The sequence below is a fragment of the Clostridium sp. JNZ X4-2 genome (assembly GCF_054889485.1).
In genome coordinates this window covers 3,094,308-3,112,325 of record NZ_CM142685.1, presented here as the reverse complement: position 1 = coordinate 3,112,325, position 18,018 = coordinate 3,094,308, and the positions used below count along the sequence as shown (strand labels likewise).

At 36.6% G+C, this 18,018-nt stretch carries 12 protein-coding genes; all 12 read left to right on the top strand.

Translation table 11 applies throughout. The annotated features are described in order from the left end of the window. The first annotated feature begins 1 nt into the window (after position 1). On the top strand, positions 2-2,824 hold the full coding sequence (uvrA, locus tag ACYUJ6_RS14995; RefSeq protein WP_461843505.1) for an excinuclease ABC subunit UvrA: 2,823 nt from the start codon (positions 2-4) through the stop codon (positions 2,822-2,824). A gap of 70 nt (positions 2,825-2,894) precedes the next feature. Next, positions 2,895-3,332 carry an FHA domain-containing protein gene (locus ACYUJ6_RS14990; protein ID WP_461843504.1) on the top strand — a complete coding sequence of 146 codons (438 nt, stop codon included), beginning with the start codon at positions 2,895-2,897 and terminating at the stop codon, positions 3,330-3,332. Between the two features lie 89 nt (positions 3,333-3,421). After that, the gene (locus tag ACYUJ6_RS14985) at positions 3,422-4,624 is read left to right on the top strand and encodes an FtsW/RodA/SpoVE family cell cycle protein (RefSeq protein WP_461843503.1); all 1,203 of its coding nucleotides are present in this window, start codon (positions 3,422-3,424) and stop codon (positions 4,622-4,624) included. 4 nt (positions 4,625-4,628) lie between these two features. After that, the gene (locus ACYUJ6_RS14980; protein ID WP_461843502.1) at positions 4,629-6,056 is read left to right on the top strand and encodes a peptidoglycan D,D-transpeptidase FtsI family protein; all 1,428 of its coding nucleotides are present in this window, start codon (positions 4,629-4,631) and stop codon (positions 6,054-6,056) included. A 174-nt stretch (positions 6,057-6,230) separates the two neighbouring features. Continuing rightward, complete coding sequence (locus ACYUJ6_RS14975; RefSeq protein WP_461843501.1) at positions 6,231-6,839, top strand: metal-dependent hydrolase; 609 nt, start codon at positions 6,231-6,233, stop codon at positions 6,837-6,839. Positions 6,840-6,856: 17 nt separating this feature from the next. Beyond that, positions 6,857-8,725: an excinuclease ABC subunit UvrC gene (uvrC, locus tag ACYUJ6_RS14970; RefSeq protein ID WP_461843500.1), complete on the top strand. Its 1,869-nt coding sequence runs from the start codon at positions 6,857-6,859 to the stop codon at positions 8,723-8,725. Between the two features lie 120 nt (positions 8,726-8,845). Next, positions 8,846-9,760: a UDP-N-acetylmuramate dehydrogenase gene (gene murB / locus ACYUJ6_RS14965; protein WP_461843499.1), complete on the top strand. Its 915-nt coding sequence runs from the start codon at positions 8,846-8,848 to the stop codon at positions 9,758-9,760. A 149-nt stretch (positions 9,761-9,909) separates the two neighbouring features. Then, positions 9,910-10,797, top strand: coding sequence for an RNase adapter RapZ (gene rapZ / locus ACYUJ6_RS14960; protein ID WP_461843498.1), 888 nt, complete (start codon positions 9,910-9,912; stop codon positions 10,795-10,797). Then, positions 10,794-12,122, top strand: coding sequence for a gluconeogenesis factor YvcK family protein (locus tag ACYUJ6_RS14955; protein WP_461843497.1), 1,329 nt, complete (start codon positions 10,794-10,796; stop codon positions 12,120-12,122). Before rapZ ends, ACYUJ6_RS14955 begins: the two co-directional genes overlap by 4 nt. A gap of 14 nt (positions 12,123-12,136) precedes the next feature. Further along, positions 12,137-13,087, top strand: coding sequence for a DNA-binding protein WhiA (gene whiA, locus ACYUJ6_RS14950; RefSeq protein WP_461843496.1), 951 nt, complete (start codon positions 12,137-12,139; stop codon positions 13,085-13,087). 11 nt (positions 13,088-13,098) lie between these two features. Next, positions 13,099-14,403, top strand: coding sequence for a DRTGG domain-containing protein (locus tag ACYUJ6_RS14945; protein WP_461843495.1), 1,305 nt, complete (start codon positions 13,099-13,101; stop codon positions 14,401-14,403). A gap of 7 nt (positions 14,404-14,410) precedes the next feature. Further along, the gene (locus ACYUJ6_RS14940; protein ID WP_461843494.1) at positions 14,411-17,893 is read left to right on the top strand and encodes a DNA polymerase III subunit alpha; all 3,483 of its coding nucleotides are present in this window, start codon (positions 14,411-14,413) and stop codon (positions 17,891-17,893) included. Positions 17,894-18,018 lie beyond the last annotated feature (125 nt).

The window sequence follows — 18,018 nt, the reverse complement described above, 5'->3', positions numbered from 1 at the left end:
AATGAAAGATAGCATAGTTATAAAAGGTGCCAAAGTCCATAATTTGAAAAATATCAGCTTAACCATACCAAGGGACAAATTAATAGTTTTTACCGGTCTTTCAGGATCGGGGAAATCCTCATTGGCCTTTGATACTTTATATGCAGAAGGGCAGAGAAGGTATGTGGAATCATTGTCTGCCTATGCCAGGCAGTTTTTAGGCCAGATGGATAAACCGGATGTGGAATATATTGAAGGATTGTCACCTGCCATATCCATAGATCAAAAGACAACCAGCAGGAATCCCCGCTCTACAGTGGGGACGGTTACTGAAATATATGATTATCTGAGACTTTTGTATGCACGTATAGGTGTACCTCATTGCCCGAAGTGCGGCAAGGAAATAAGTCAGCAGACTGTGGATCAGATGGTAGACAGAATTATGAGCATGTCTGAAAAAACCAGGATACAGGTACTTTCACCAATAATAAAGGGACGAAAAGGCGAGCATGTAAAAGTAATGGAAAACATAGTGAAAAGTGGATTTGTAAGGGCAAGAATTGACGGGGATATAGTGGATCTTGAAGATGAGGAAGTAAAACTGGAGAAGAATAAAAAACATACCATTGAAGTAGTAGTAGACAGACTTATAATCAAGGAGGAAATAAGGAGCAGACTGGCAGGTTCCATAGAAACTGCACTTAAATTGTCAGATGGTGTGGTTATAATAAATGTTGTAGATGGGGAAGATATGCTTTTCAGTGAAAAGTTTGCATGTCCTGATTGCGGCATAAGTATGGAGGAAATTACCCCCAGAACCTTTTCCTTCAACTCACCTTTTGGAAAATGTGACACCTGTGACGGACTGGGAACTTTACTGGAGATAGACAGCAATCTGGTCATACCTGATAGGAAAAAGAGTATTTTGGAGGGAGCTGTCATACCCTGGGGAGAAGGAAGCTTGAAAGAAGATTCCTGGACTTTCAGCATACTAAAGGCCCTTTCCGGCAAATACAGGTTTAAATTGAATACCCCCATAGAAAAACTCAGTCCCAAGGTTTTGGATATACTTTTATATGGACTGCGGGGAGAGAAGATAAGAGTCAAATATAAAAAGGAAAATAGAATAATGGAATTCAATCATTCCTTTGAAGGTATAGTGAATAATTTAAAGAGAAGATACATGGACACAAATTCCGATTATATAAAAAAGGAAATAGAAAATTATATGAGCGACAATCCATGTCCGGCCTGTAAGGGAGCTCGATTGAATCCAGGTGCACTGTCTGTTACAGTGGGAGGAAAGAACATATTTGAATTCTGCAGCATGTCTATAAAAGATGAGCTGAAATTTTTTAAAGAGATAAATCTGTCGGAAAAGGATAAGATTATAAGTGATCAGGTGCTTAAAGAAATAAACAGCAGGCTTGAATTTTTAATAGACGTAGGCCTGGATTATTTGACTCTTTCAAGAACAGCTGGAACTCTGTCAGGAGGAGAAGCCCAGAGAATAAGACTTGCAACACAAATAGGCTCCGGACTGGTAGGGGTGCTTTATATATTGGATGAACCCAGTATAGGGCTTCATCAGAGAGACAATGACAGGCTTATTGCCACATTGAAGCATTTAAGGGATTTGGGAAACACCCTTATAGTTGTGGAACATGATGAAGATACCATGAAACAGGCAGACTTCATAGTGGATATAGGACCCGGGGCAGGAGAACACGGTGGAGAGGTAGTTGCAGCAGGACCTATTTCAGATATTATGAATTGTAAGAGATCCATAACGGGGCAGTATTTGACAGGCAGAAAAAAAATAGAGGTCCCAGAGTACAGAAGAGAGGGCAGTGGAAAATATATAAAAGTAATAGGAGCCAGGCAGAATAATTTGAAGAATATAAATGTGGATTTTCCACTGGGAATATTTAATTGTGTTACCGGTGTATCTGGTTCGGGAAAAAGCACTTTGGTAAATGAGATATTGTATAAAGCCCTGCATAAGAAGTTGAACAATTCAAGGGACAATCCAGGGGCTTATGAAAGTATTTTGGGAATAGAGAATATAGACAAAATTATAAATATAGATCAAGGTCCTATAGGGAGGACTCCCAGATCAAATCCTGCCACTTATACAGGAGTATTTGATATAATAAGAGAAGTATTTTCAAATACAGCTGAGTCTAAGATGAGAGGATATAAACCTGGAAGATTCAGTTTTAATGTGAGGGGCGGCAGATGTGAGGCCTGCAGTGGTGATGGAATAATAAAAATAGAGATGCAGTTTTTGTCAGATGTATATGTGCCCTGTGAAGTGTGCAAGGGGAAAAGATATAACAGGGAAACCCTTCAAGTAAAGTACAAGAATAAGAATATTGATGATGTACTGAATATGACTGTAGAAGAAGCCCTGGAATTCTTTCAGAATATACCTAGAATAAAGAATAAATTACAGACATTGATGGATGTAGGGCTTGGATACATTAAATTGGGTCAGCCCTCCACACAACTATCTGGAGGTGAAGCTCAAAGAATTAAGCTGGCTTATGAATTATCCAGGAGAAGTACGGGAAAGACACTGTATATATTGGATGAACCTACTACAGGGCTTCATATAGATGATGTAAGCAAGCTTATAAATATACTTCAGAGAATTGTGGATATAGGTAATACAGTGGTAGTTATAGAACACAATTTGGATGTTATAAAGTGTGCGGATTATATCATTGATCTTGGACCTGAAGGCGGGGAAAAAGGTGGTATTGTTATTTGTACCGGTACTCCAGAGCAAATAGCCGAAAATAAGAGCTCTTATACGGGACAATACTTAAAAAAAATGTTATAATTTATATAGAGGCTAGCATAGGCACACTTATAATGCTAGTCTTTCTATGTGTTAAGGAGGATACTTTTAAATGGATCTGAGTAAATTGAGTATGATTTTTAAAATTGTAATCATAGGTATAGTTTATATTATAATATTTTGGGCATTGAGAATAATGTATAAGGATATAAAAGTTGGAAGCAGAAGACCTAGGAGTGCAAGCAGAAAATCCTTTGGACTTGAAGTGGTGAATCCGGGCAAAAGTTCAAATCTTAGAAAGGGTGCTGTGATTCCAGTGAGAAGGGAAATAACCGTGGGCAGGAAAAGTGATAATCAGCTCATATTGGAAGACCCCTATGCATCAGGACATCATGCAAGAATATATATAAAAAACGGAAAAGATTGTATATTGGAGGATCTGGAAAGCACTAATGGTACTCTTTTAAACGGCAAAAAACTTAGGGGAAAACATTATCTGGATTCTGGAGATGAAATCAGAATAGGAAATACATCTTTTAAGGTCATATAATAAATTTATTAAAATAACTTTTATATGCGGTATTCGGTGATTTTATGGATTCTTATAAAATTGCTGTAAATAGGTGGGTGGTGAAAGTATTGGACACTAGTAAGGATGAAAAAAAATTATTGAGGTATACATACCTTCTGTGCTTTATATGTTTTTTTAATTTGGCAGTAATAAAACAACCTTTTGATAAGGGTGCCATGATAATGGCACTGGTAACTTGCTTGCTTATAGGATATTCTTATTTTGTAATAAGAAAATTTTTTTCCGATGGAGATAAATATATATTTATTTTTTCCAGTATATTGTCAGTTATAGGTATGGTTATGCTGTACAGAATAAATATGACAGTTGCAATCAAACAGATAATTTGGTTTGCAATAGGGGTTACAGGATTTATACTCATTGTGGTTCTAATGCCTGATACCAGCAGATTCAGCAAATATAAATACATATACCTGGTGTTTACCATGATATTTATGGGAATGGGCAGTTTTGCAGGAACTGAAGTAAATGGGTCTAGAAACTGGGTGGATTTAGCCGGATTTCAATTTCAGCCGTCGGAATTTGGGAAACTGTTTTTAGTGGCATACTTAGCTTCTGAGCTGAAGGATTTTAAAAATTTTAAAAATCTCATAATGCCTGCACTGGTGGTAATGGCATCTCTTGCATTTATGGTAATTCAAAAAGATTTGGGATCCGCCCTTATATTTTTCGGAATAGCTGTAACCATGCTCTATATAGCCACTTCCAAGTTCAAGTATGTAATAATCTGCTTCTTATTATCTTCAGCAGGAGCTGTGCTCAGTTATAAATTGTTTGCCCATGTGAGAACCAGGGTTATGATATGGAAAAACCCCTGGCCCTATGCAAATGATCAAAGTTATCAAGTTGTTCAATCCATGTTTTCTATAGCATCTGGAGGACTTACGGGAACGGGGCTGGGATTGGGTCATCCTGAATATGTGCCCATAAATACTACGGATTTCATATTTGCAGTGCTTTGTGAAGAACTTGGTATACTGATTGGGTTTGCTATAATAATATTGTATTTTTTATTGTTCTACAGATGCATGAGAGCTGCAGTATATGGAAATGATGAATTTTCGAGACTCCTGGCCGTGGGATATAGTGCCATGATTGCATCACAGGTATTGGTAATAGTGGGCGGTGTGATGAATGCAATTCCACTTACGGGTATAACGCTGCCTCTTGTGAGCAGGGGCGGAAGCTCCATGTTAATAACGTTTTTTTCACTGGGTATAATTCAGAAGATATCAGAAGAGGGTAGGTAGCGTCATGAATAACATATTGGGTAATATAAAAAAAGTAATGCTGGTTTTTTTAATATGCTTTGTAGCACTTATATCCTACATGACTTATTTTGAAATGATAACAGGCCCGCAAATAGTAGACAGTACTTACAACAGAAGACTGTGGATAAAAAGAAATGAAGTGCTTAGGGGAACCATATATGACAGAAATGGAAATGCGCTTACTAAAAGTGAACCAATAAATGCAGAAACTCAAAAAAGAGAATATACAGGAGGGGCAATGTTTGCCCATGTACTGGGATATGTGGACATTAAATATGGGATTACAGGTCTTGAAAGAAAATATGATGAGGAATTGATGTATTCAAATATCCAGGACAGCATAAAGAGTTTTATTGCAAACAAAGGCAAGGTTCAAAAAAAGGTTGGATACAGCCTGAAGACTACACTGGATTTAGATACCCAGCAGAAGGCTTATGATTTATTGGGTGATAACAGAGGGGCGGTTGTAGCTTTAAATCCTAAGACAGGTGAAGTATTGGCCATGGTGTCAAAACCCTCCTTTGATCCCAATGATCTGCAAAATACCTGGAAGCAGTTAAATGAAGATACCACCAAGCCTCTTTTAAATAGAGCCACAGCAGGGCTGTACCCTCCTGGTTCCACTTTTAAGACTGTAACTGCTATAAGCGCTCTGGAAAATATACCTGGTGTTCAGAACAGATATTTTCAGGATACTGGCGAGCTGCCTCTTGGAGGAGGATATTCACTGCACAATTTTGATGGAGAAGTTCTTGGAAATATTAATTTCAAAGATGCTTATACTCATTCCAGCAATGTGTATTTTGGTTCACTGGGAATTGAACTTGGTAATGACAAATTGAAGCAGACTGCAGAAAAGTTGTTTTTTAACAAGGAAATTCCAACAGATGGTATACCTGTAGAACCAAGTAAATTTCCAGCACTTAAATCCTATGAAAAGGGAAGTATAGCTCAAAGTGCCATAGGACAGAGCAGTGATTTGGCAAGTCCCCTCCAGATGGCAGTGATTACAAGTACCATAGCAAACGATGGAATCTTGATGAAACCTCATTTGGTAAGTGATGTACTTACAAGTACGGGAGAAGAAGTAAAAAGTATACAGCAGGAGCAGGTGGGACAGTTGATTTCTACAGGTACGGCAGATACCATGAAGGATCTTATGAGATCTGTTGTAGAATCGGGAACGGGGATTAATGCTTCCGTAGATGGAATACAGGTAGCCGGAAAGACAGGAACCGCAGATAATGAATCTCTGGGGAAAAATTCACCTCCTCATTCCTGGTTTATAGGCTTTGCACCTTATGATGATCCACAGATAGCTGTGGCAGTAATTGTAGAAAATGGAGGACAGGGAGGTAAATTAGCCGCTTCCATAGCTTCGGAAGTTATGGGAACAGCGCTGAGAAAGTAAACTCCAACTATAGCAGTGAATTGTGAGTTGTGAATTGAATAAATTACCCGGGAAATTTTGTTGTAAAATGCAAAGTTATTCTGAATTTAATGTTATAATATAGTCAATAAAGGGGTTATTGAAATTACAGGGATGAAAATTGTCTAATATTATGACAGTTAAAAAGGAGAAAATATGAAGGGTAAAACTCATGCAGGTATGGGGATAATTACTTATTTATCCATTTACAATATGCTTCCGGGAAAATTTAATTATATGGGGTTATTATTGGTGACCTTTGCATCCATACTGCCGGATGTAGATCATCCTAAAAGCATGATAAACAAGTATGTGCTTCCTTTCAAAAATAAACTTACCAAAGTTATTCTATATGGTTGTGTGGGAGTAACACTTATCTGGTATGATTATTTATATACCAATTCTCCAATAATCAAAGCTATTGGCATATCCTTTTTGATAATAGCGGTATCTTCTCATAGAAGCGGTCTGACTCACAGTTTGACTGGTATGATAATGTTCTCTTTTATTGTGGGATATCTGGGTAATATGTATAATATACACTATCTGGTGTATTATTTTATGATAGGCTATGGTATGCACTTGCTCTGTGATATGGTTACAAATAAGGGAGTACCACTATTTTATCCTTTTAAAAGCAAGAAAATCAAATTGCCTCTCACCTATAGAAGCAACTCCAAAGTTGGTTCTGCAATAGAAGAGCTTTTGATGATATTTGGACTTTTGTTTACAATATACAGACTTCCGGTTATATTTTATAAATAGTTTTAGGAGTGAATTCGGTGTTTGATTTTCAATATCAGTTAAAGGTATTACCAGATAGACCTGGAGTATATTTAATGAAAAATTCTTTGGGGGAAATCATATATGTGGGTAAGGCAAAGATTCTAAAAAACAGAGTCAGGCAATATTTCCAGAACTCAAAAAATCATTCTGAAAAGGTAAAGGCCATGGTCAGACATATTTCTGAATTTGAGTATATCGTAACGGATTCAGAGATGGAAGCTCTTATTTTGGAATGCAACCTTATTAAAAAGTACAGGCCGCGGTACAATATACTTCTGAAGGATGATAAAAGATATCCTTTTTTAAAGATAACCGTAAATGAAGATTTCCCAAGGATAATATATGCCAGAACTGTGGCAAAGGACGGATCAAAGTATTTTGGACCTTATATAAGTCCTTCTTCTGTGTATGAGACTATGGAGATTATAAAAAAAATATTTCCCATAAGGACCTGCAGGTTTTCCATAAAAGAAGGGGAGAAAAAGGCAAGACCCTGTTTGAATTATTATATAGGTCTTTGCAGGGCCCCTTGTGAAGCACATATAACTAAAGAAGAATACAGAAGCATAGTGGATGGAGTCATAGATTTTTTATCCGGAAAAAACAAGGATATAATAAGAAATTTGAAAGCTGACATGAATTCTGCTTCAGAAAACCTTGAATTTGAAAAAGCAGCAGAACTGAGAGATAAGATACTTGCTGTACAAAAAGTTATTGAAAAGCAGAAGATAACTACGGTTGGTTTTGAAAATGAAGATTTTATAAACATATACTCTGATGGGAAAGACAGCTGTCTGCAGGTATTCTTTTTGAGATCCGGGAAAATAATCGGCAGAGAGCATTTTATTGTAGAAAATACAGTGGATTTGCCCCAAAGTGAAATAATGGCAAATTTTATAAAGGAGTTTTACGGAGGTGCGGCTTATATAGGCAAGACCATATATGTTCCTGAAGTGGATGATATTGAATTGCTGGGAGATTGGCTCAGCATGAAGAAAGGTTCCAATGTATATATTAAAATACCGCTGAAGGGTGATAAAAGGGCAACCCTGGATTTAGTACAAAAAAATGCCAGAACCATGCTGCAAAATTTCAAGTTAAAATTTATTCAGGATAAAAAACTGTATCATACCTCTCTTGAGGAACTTTCTGAAGTGCTTAAGCTGGAGGACATTCCACATAGAATAGAGGCCTATGATATATCCAATATTCAAGGGGTGGATTCAGTAGGTACAATGGTGGTGTTTGAAAATGGAAGACCTAAAAACAGTGATTATAGGAGATTTAAGATAAACACTGTAACGGGAGCCAATGATTATGACAGCATGAGGGAAATACTTGAAAGAAGGTTTAAACATGGACTGGAGGAAATAGAGAAGATAAAGGAGAGAAATCTGGAGTTAAGTGCGGGGAAGTTTTGTGTATTTCCTGATTTAATCCTCATGGATGGAGGAAAAGGGCAGATAAATGTAGCTCTTGAAGTATTGAAAGGGTTTAATATAGATATACCGGTGTGTGGAATGGTAAAGGATGACAGACATAGAACCAGAGGCCTTATATACAACAATGAAGAACTTCTCATAGGTCACAGTTCTAATGTAATCAAGCTTATTGCCAGGATACAGGATGAGGTTCATAGATTTGCCATAGCATACCACAGAAGTCTTAGAAACAAGAGAGTGCTTCATTCCGTACTTGAAGATATCCCAAATGTGGGAACAGCCAGAAGAAAGTCACTTTTAAAAAGGTTTGGAAGTATAGAGAATATAAAAAGTGCAAATTTGGAGGAACTGGTGGCTACACCATCCATAGATAGGCATACAGCAGAAAATATAATTTTTTATTTCAAAAATAGTAAAAATTAGTATATTTCAACTTAATGGGTAAAATGTAATATACATGAACATGTAGTTCTTGATTAAGGAGTATACATACATTATACTAAATATAATACTTAATTTTAAATTTCGAGGAGAATATTTATAATGAATAAGTTTAAAAATTTTGCTATAAAGCTAGAAAAAATATTGGATGAAGAGGATGTAAAAATAGATGAACCCATGAAGAATCATACTTCTTTTAGGGTAGGCGGGCCTGCAGATATACTGATTACCCCCAAAAGCTTTCAACAGGTGATAGATGTTATAAATTTATGCAAGAAAGACAGCATACCCTTTTTTATAATGGGGAATGGTTCCAACCTACTTGTGAGGGATGGCGGAATAAGAGGCATAATAATTAAACTTATAAAATTAAATAACATTGAAGTTCAGGGAAATAAAATCACATCAGGAAGCGGAACATCTTTAAAAAAAATCTCAACAGAAGCTTTGAACAACAGTTTGACAGGACTTGAGTTTGCCTGTGGAATTCCAGGAAGTGTAGGTGGGGCAGTTACTATGAATGCAGGTGCTTATAACGGGGAAATTTCTAATACAATAGAAAGTGCGAAGATCATAGATGATGGCGGAGAAGTGAAGATATTGAATAAAGAGGAATTGAAATTGGGATATAGGATTAGTTCTATATTAATGTATGGATACACCGTTTTGGAAGTGACATTCAATTTAAAAAACGGAGAATATGAAAAGATAAAAAACCGTATGGATGATTTAAATAGAAGAAGAAGTGAGAAACAGCCCCTGGAATATGCATCTGCAGGCAGTACTTTTAAAAGACCGGTGGGCCATTTTGCCGCTAAATTAATAGAGGACAGCGGGCTTAAAGGTGAAAATGTGGGAGATGCCCAGGTTTCTCAGAAACATTCAGGATTTATAATAAATAGAGGCAATGCTACTGCCAGGGATATTTTAAATTTAATAGGTATTGTACAGCGCAGAGTAAAAGAAAAATTTGATGTGAATCTTTATACTGAGGTTAGAATTATAGGAGAAGACTAAAATACAAAATTTTTGTAAGCAAGTGGAGAATTTTGGTGCCCGAACTGCACTTGATTCTCCTTTTTAAGCCATATTTATTCTTATAATTCATTGTGCTATAATTAAAAAAAAGTAAAAATGCTAAATATTGTTGGTGGAGGGATGCAGCTATGAGATTTGTTATAGTGACAGGACTATCCGGAGCTGGAAAAACTCAGGCAGTGAGAAATTTAGAGGATTTGGGATTTTTTTGTGTAGATAACCTGCCCCCTACCCTTATACCTAAATTTGCAGAGGCCTGTTATCAAACAGATGGCAGGATAGATAAAATAGCTTTAGTAATAGATATAAGGGGAGGACAGTTTTTTGATGATATATTTGAAAGCTTGAATTATATAAAAAGAGAAGGATATAAATATGAAATATTATTTTTAGATGCTTCAGACGAAGTACTTGTTAAAAGATTTAAAGAGTCAAGAAGAAAACATCCACTGGCTCCTGATGGAAGAATTTTGAAGGGAATACTTATGGAAAGAAACAGACTTAGGAATATAAAAGACAGGGCGGATAATATAATAGATACTTCAAAGCTTGCAACCAGGGAACTGAGGGAAGAAATAACAAAAATATACTCAGAGGAAGGTCAGATTGAAACACAATTGATGATAACGGTGCTTTCTTTTGGATTCAAATACGGTATACCCGTGGATTCAGACTTGGTGTTTGATGTAAGGTTTCTGCCAAATCCTTTCTATATTTCTAAATTAAAAAGTTATTCGGGAAAGGATAAACCCGTAATAGATTATATAATGAATTTCACGGAAACACTGGTATTTATAGATAAGCTGGAGGATATGCTGGAATTTTTAATTCCCAATTATTTAAAAGAAGGTAAGAGACAGCTCATTGTATCCATAGGATGCACAGGAGGAAGGCATCGTTCTGTCACTATTGCAAATGCTATTTACAGCAGGTTAAAAGCCAATGGACACAAAGTCAATATAGACCACAGAGACATTGAAGAGGATATAAATAATAAAGGTGGTAAAAAACTATGAGGATTGCAGATTGGCTTAGACCCGGCATAAAGGTTAAAAGATGGGTTATGCTTGGGGCTATGGGGGTGTTGTTTATAATATTTGGAGTTATAGAATTTGTAAATAGGAGGTTTTACAGTTTTTACTATATCTCCTTTTATATATTTTTAATTATATCGGGAATTTTCGTAGTATATATTTCTATAACTCAGGGAATGCGTTCTATAATAGCTTTAATAAATAAAGGATATTTAAGTGTATCTCTGGACTCCAAAAAGTTGGAAAACCTCATATATGAAAAACGTCTTTTGGTGAAGGGACCCAAGATTGTGGCCATAGGCGGCGGTACCGGACTTTCCACCATGCTCCGGGGGCTTAAGTATTACACTTCAAACATAACTGCAATAGTGACTGTAGCAGATGACGGAGGAGGCTCCGGTGACTTGAGGGAGGATCTGGGTATGCTTCCCCCTGGAGATATAAGGAATTGTATACTTTCTCTTGCAGATACAGAACCGCTTATGGAGGATTTGCTCCAGTACAGGTTCAAGGATGGGAGATTGAAGAACCAGAGTTTTGGAAATTTATTTTTGGCAGCTATGGATGGAATATCGGCAAATTTCGAGGAAGCTGTTCATAAAATGAGTTCTGTTCTCGCAGTAACGGGAAAGGTGATGCCTGTTACCCTGGATAATTTGGTTTTAAAAGCAAAACTTAAAAATGGATCCATTGTGGAGGGAGAATCCAATATTCCCAAGCAGGCTATTGCACAGAATAGTAGTATAGACAAGATATTTATAGAACCTGAAAATGCCAGGGCTTTAAAGGAAGCAGTGGATGCCATACTGGAAGCAGACGCGGTAATATTGGGACCGGGCAGTCTTTATACCAGCGTAATTCCCAATCTTTTAGTCAGGGATATAGCTGGTGCTGTGCGAAATACCAGTGCCATAAGACTTTATGTATCAAATATAATGACTCAGCCTGGCGAAACTGACGGTTTTTCCGTGGAAGATCATATAAAAGCTATTTTTGATCATATAGGCAGCGGTATAATGGATTATGTAATTGTAAATGTAGGTAAGATAGACAGGGAACTGGAAGGAAAATATAAAGAGGAAGAATCCCATCTGGTCAAAATAAATGAAGAGCTGATTTCTTCACTTGGAGTAAGGGTAATAGAAGGGGATTTTATAAGTATTAACAATGGATTGATAAGACATAATTCTGAAAAATTAGCTTCTATATTAATAGAAACTATTATGGATAAAAAACTCTTGTATGATAGAAAGAAGATAATAGAATATTTCTATCTATCAGAGAGATTAAAGGAAATGAAGAGATAAATGGGAGAATAGATATGTCGTTTTCATTAAAGGTAAAAAATGAGGTTTGCAGGTATACGGATATGAGCAGAGAAGAAGCCGCAGCAGAATTATCCGCGATAATGAAAGTAAGTGGAACTTTACTTTTAGGCCGCATCAAGAAATTTAGTTTTAAGATAATTACGGAAAGTGCGGCAATTACTAGATTCCTTTTTAAAATATTAAAAAATAAATTCAACATACATACAAAAATATTAGTTAAAAAAAGCAATTCCTTAAAAAAAAATAATGTGTATGAGATAATTATAACAGAAGATGAAAATGTCAGGTCACTGCTGAAAGAAGTGGGAATTTTAAAAGAGGAAGAAAATATATTTTCATTGGATTACAGTATACCGGAAAACATGGTGAAAACTGATTTGCTTAAAAGAGCGTATATAAGAGGGGCTTTTTTGGGAGGGGGAAGTATCAGTAATCCGGAAAAAACTTACCATCTGGAATTTGTAACTCACAATGAGGTATATGCAGGGGATTTAAGTCACCTTATAAATGAATATGGCTTGAATTCCAAGGTAATACAGAGAAAAAACAGTTTTATAGTGTATATTAAGGAAGGAGAACAGATAGTAGATCTTTTAAGTATAATAGGAGCTTATTCTGCACTTTTAAATTTAGAGAATATAAGAATAGTAAAAGAAATGAGGAATAATGTTAACAGGCTTGTGAACTGTGAAACTGCAAATTTAAGTAAAACTGTTAATGCATCCGTAAGACAGGTGGAAAGCATAAAACTCATAGAAAAGAAAATAGGATTGAATAGACTCCCTAGAAATTTAAGGGAAATTGCAGAATTGAGATTAAATTATCCAGATGAGTCTTTAAAGGAATTGGGTGAAATGCTGGATCCCAAGGTAGGTAAATCGGGAGTGAATCATAGATTGAGAAGAATTGAAAAAATAGCAGGAGAACTTAGAAAAGAAAGGTAGGAACAGAGTATATGTCGAAGCATGAAGATATAATAAAGTATATACTTTCACTGGAAGTCGGCACTAGGATTTCAGTTAGAAGTGTGGCAAGTGAATTAGGTGTCAGCGATGGAACAGCATACAGGGCTATAAAGGATTCTGATACTCTGGGGATAGTTACTACCATTCCAAGGGTGGGGACCATTAGAGTAGAGAAAGTTGAAAAGAAAAACATAGAGGCATTAACTTATGGTGAATTGATAAATGTGGTGGATGGAAGTTTGCTGGGAGGTAAAAATGGAATACATAAAATACTTCACAGCTTTATAATAGGGGCAATGACCATAGAAGCCATGAAGGAATATATAAGGAAGGACTGTCTGGTTATAATAGGAAACAGGGAAGAGGCACAAAAACTTGCGCTTTTAAATGATGCAGGTGTTCTTATAACCGGAGGTTTTGAATGCAGCAATGAAATAAAAAGCCTGGCAAATGAAAAATGTCTTCCTATAATATCCACCAGTTATGATACCTTTACTGTAGCTAGTATGATAAACAGGGCAATTTCAGAAAACCTGATAAAAAAGGATATAGTTCTTGTAGAAGATATAGTGGAAGATAATCCCTGTTACCTGGAAATTACAGATACAGTCGAAAAGTGGAAAAAAATAATGCAGGAAGTTAAACATGAGAGGTATCCTGTAGTAGACGGTGACAAAAAAGTGGTGGGAATTGTGTCCTTAAAGGATTTGTCAGATCATCAGACAGATACTGAGCAGATAGGCAGGATAATGCACAAGGATCCCATTACAGTGACTCCTAAAACTACAGTGGCTTATGCAGCACACATAATGGGCTGGGAGGGCATAGAGCTTTTTCCGGTAGTAAAGAGTAAAAAACTGGCAGGCGTTATAACAAGAAGAGATGTGATAAAGGCACTTCAATATATGGCAAGACAGCCTCAGGCGGGAGAGACTCTTGAAGATTCCATACTAAAAGAATTTGAATTCAAGATTGAGGATAATGTGGCACATTTCAGCGGGAAAGTAACCCCCGAAATGCTGGATCCCATAGGTACTGCTTCATGGAGTACACTGAATATGTTGTTGTCAACTGTGGCAGTCATGATTTTGAGACAAAAAAATAATGCCAATATTTTGGTTGACATTATAAATACATATTTTATGAAACCTGTGCAGGTTGACAGTGAAATTGATATATACGTAAATACAATAGATGAAGGCATAAATTATTGTAAAGTGGAAGTTGACATGTTTGATGTCAGTAAGGATATAGTGGGAAAATGTATTTTATCTGCAAGAATGATAAGAAGGTGATTTGATTATGGAGGGAAAATGCAAATGGGTGAGTTTGCACCAACATACGGAATATTCTCTTCTGGATTCTTCAGCCAAGATTCCGGAACTTATAGCAAGAGCCAGGGAGCTGGGAATGGACAGCATGGCAATAACGGATCATGGAGTTATGTATGGATGTGTGGATTTTTATAAAGAGGCCAGGGCTCAGGGAATCAAGCCTATAATAGGGTGTGAAATATATGTGTCGCAGGGAGATATGCATGTAAAACAAAATAACGGCAGAAATGAAAACTATCATCTTGTGCTTCTTGTAAAAAACCAAGAGGGATATGAAAACCTAATGAAGATAGTTTCCACTGCTTCTATAGAAGGGTTTTACTATAAACCAAGAGTGGATCATGATTATTTAAAATCCCACAGCAGAGGACTAATAGCATTAAGTGCCTGTATGAGCGGCGAAGTACAGTCCAGTATATTAAGGGATGATCTGAAGACTGCAAGGGATACGGCACTTTTTTATAAGGATACTTTTAAAGACGGCTTCTATCTTGAACTTCAGTATCATGGCATAGAGCAGCAGCTTAAAATAAATGAGCAGCTTATATCCATGTCTAAGGAGCTTCATATTCCACTGGTGGCTACCAATGATGTTCACTATATAAGGAAAGAAGATTATACAGCTCATGATATTTTGCTCTGCATACAAACTGGAAAAACTGTAGATGAAGAGAACAGGATGAAATATCCCTCAGATGAATTTTATTTAAAATCTCCTGAAGAAATGTATAAGATGTTTTCAAATGTGCCGGAGGCACTGGAAAACACGGTTAAGATAGCAGAGCAGTGTAATTTTGACTATGAATTTCATAAATCCAAGCTTCCTAAGTTTACCCTTCCTGAGGGGACAGATCCCTATGATTATATGAGGAATTTGTGTTATGAAGGTCTTGAAAAAAGGTATGACCACATAACTGACCAATTAAAAAGCAGGCTGGAATATGAACTGGGTGTAATAAAGACCATGGGATATGTGGATTATTTTCTCATAGTCTGGGATTTTATAAGATTTGCAAGGGAAAATAAAATTATGACGGGACCTGGAAGGGGCAGCGGTGCAGGTTCCATAGTTGCCTACACCCTCGGAATTACCAAGATAGATCCTATAAAATACAATCTTATTTTTGAAAGGTTTTTAAATCCGGAAAGGGTTTCCATGCCCGATATTGACAGTGACTTTTGTTATGAAAGACGTGGAGAGGTTATAGATTATGTTGTAGAAAAGTATGGAAAAAATAATGTTTCCCAGATTGTGACCTTTGGAACCATGGCAGCCAGGGCAGTCATAAGAGATGTGGGAAGAGCCATGAGTTATTCCTATGGAGAAGTGGATAGAATAGCTAAAATGATTCCCAAGCTTTCTTCGGGTTTAAATATAACCATAGATAAGGCACTTGAAATGAATCCCGAATTTAAGGAAGCCTATGACAGTGAGCCCAGGACAAGGGAACTTATAGATGTGGCGAAAGTTCTGGAAGGACTTCCAAGACATACTTCCACCCATGCAGCAGGAGTTGTAATAGCTTCAAGGCCTCTTGTGAATTACGTGCCCCTTCAAAGAAATGAGGACAATATAGTAACTCAATTTACCATGAATACCTTGGAGGAGCTTGGACTTTTAAAAATGGATTTTTTGGGCCTTCGCACATTAACTGTACTTAGAGATGCAGTGGATATGGTAAAACAGGATAAGGGTGAAGAAATTGATTTGGATAATATAGATTATGATGATAAGGCCATATACAATATGATAGGCCAGGGAAAGACCACAGGGGTATTTCAGCTGGAGTCTCCTGGAATGACTTCATTTATGAAGGAATTGAAGCCGGATTCACTGGAGGATATAATAGCAGGAATAAGCCTTTACAGACCAGGACCTATGTCTGAAATACCAAAGTATATTAAAAATAAAAATAATCCCCATGAAGTGGAATACATAACCCCCCAGCTGGAGCATATTCTTTCTGTTACTTATGGATGCATGGTATATCAGGAACAGGTAATGCAGATTGTAAGGGATTTGGCAGGGTATTCCATGGGGAGAAGTGACCTGGTAAGACGTGCCATGTCCAAGAAGAAACATCATGTCATGGAAGAGGAAAGGCATAATTTTGTATATGGAATAGTGGATGACAATGGAGAGATTCAAGTTCCAGGCTGTATAAGAAATGGCATATCCGAGAGTATTGCCAATGAAATATTTGATTCCATGATTGACTTTGCATCCTATGCATTTAATAAATCCCATGCAGCAGCTTATGCAGTTGTGGCATTTCAAACTGCCTATTTAATGTATTATTATCCAGTTGAATTTACAGCAGCCATGTTGAACAGTGTAAAAGGTGACAGTGAAAAAGTTGCCTATTATATAAGGTTTGCAAAAAGTGTAAAAATAGAAATACTGCCGCCAAGTATAAATCAAAGTTGTGCTAAATTTACAGTGGAAAATGGAAGTATCAGATTTGGATTGTCTGCTGTAAAAAATGTAGGTGAAAATATAATAGACAGTATAGTCAAGTCCAGGCTGCATCATGGAAAATTTAAGGATTTAACTGATTTCTGCAATAATATAGATGTGAGTTCAATAAATAAGAGGGTTGTGGAAAGCCTTATAAAAGCAGGAGCTTTTGACTGCTTCAATGTGTATAGATCCCAGCTGGTGGCAGTTCATGAGAAAGTAATTGACAGCGTGATAAATTCCAGAAAGAAAAATATAAAAGGGCAGGTCAGCTTGTTTTCGCAAATTGAAGATAATGGTGTAAAAATACATTACCCCAAAATAGGAGAGTTTAGAAAGACGGATATGCTTGCATTGGAAAAGGAAATGACAGGTTTGTATCTTTCAGGACACCCTCTTGATGAATATGCCAGGACTTTAGAACTTCAGACGGATACGAAGATATCCGACATAGTAAGCGTGAAAACTCTGGAAGAGGGTTTTGCGGAAGAAATAAAGGCAAGAGATGGTGACAGGGTTATAATTGGAGGAATACTTTCTGAAGTGTCCAAAAAAATAACCAAAAACAATGATATGATGGCTTTTGCAAAATTGGAAGATCTTTATGGTATTATGGAAATAATAATATTTCCAAAGGTATTTCAAAAATTCAGGAACCTGATTTATGATGATTCCATGATTATAGCAAAGGGCAGGGTAAGTGTCAGGGAGGAAGAACAGCCCAAGCTTCTCTGTGAAACTATAGAACCTCTGGTAAGGGTGGATATAGATAAACTTTATATCTTAATCGGGAACCAGGGGGATTTAAAAAATGCCCTGCAGGATGTTAAAAATATATTTTCAAATTTTAAAGGCAATATGCCCGTATATTTATGCACAAAGAAGGAGAGAAAGAAGTTCAGGCTTGACAGGGAACTCTGGGTAGAACCGGATTCGGAGCTTGTTTCTATTTTGAAAAAAAGATTTGGGGAGGAAAATTTAAAAATTATTTGAAAACCAGTATATTTTTAACGCGATATAAACAAAATATTAGAGAGAAAATTTTCTCCCTTGGTTTTCAAAGCCTAAATCAAGGAGAGTATTATTTATGGGGAAATTTTACTTGAATTTGAGAATTA